This is a genomic window from Vogesella mureinivorans (assembly GCF_007644035.1).
Classification (GTDB): Bacteria; Pseudomonadota; Gammaproteobacteria; order Burkholderiales; family Chromobacteriaceae; genus Vogesella; species Vogesella mureinivorans.
The window spans coordinates 1-274 of the sequence record NZ_VMTV02000014.1; the positions used below are offsets into that span (position 1 = coordinate 1).

Consider the following 274-nt stretch of genomic DNA (forward strand, 5'->3'; position numbering starts at 1 on the left):
CCACGGAGTAGTGGGTCGGGTTGGTGACGATGACGGTGGCGTTCGGCACGTTCTGCATCATGCGCTGGCGGCCCTTCTGGGCGCGGATCTGCTTCAGCTTGGCCTTCACATGCGGGTCGCCCTCGGCCTGCTTGTAGTCGTCCTTCAACTCCTCGCGGGTCATGCGCATGCGCCGGGCGAAGCGATGGCGCTGCCACAGAAAGTCGGCGAAGGCGGTGACGCCCAGAAAGGCCAGAACAGCGCCCAGGATGGCCACGGCGAGATCGCGGGCCAT

At 66.1% G+C, this 274-nt stretch carries 1 protein-coding gene; it reads right to left on the minus strand.

All coding sequences use genetic code 11. The features are described from left to right. The coding region (locus FLQ44_RS00425) for an EscU/YscU/HrcU family type III secretion system export apparatus switch protein (protein WP_206208587.1) at positions 1-274 on the minus strand (274 nt) is incomplete at both ends.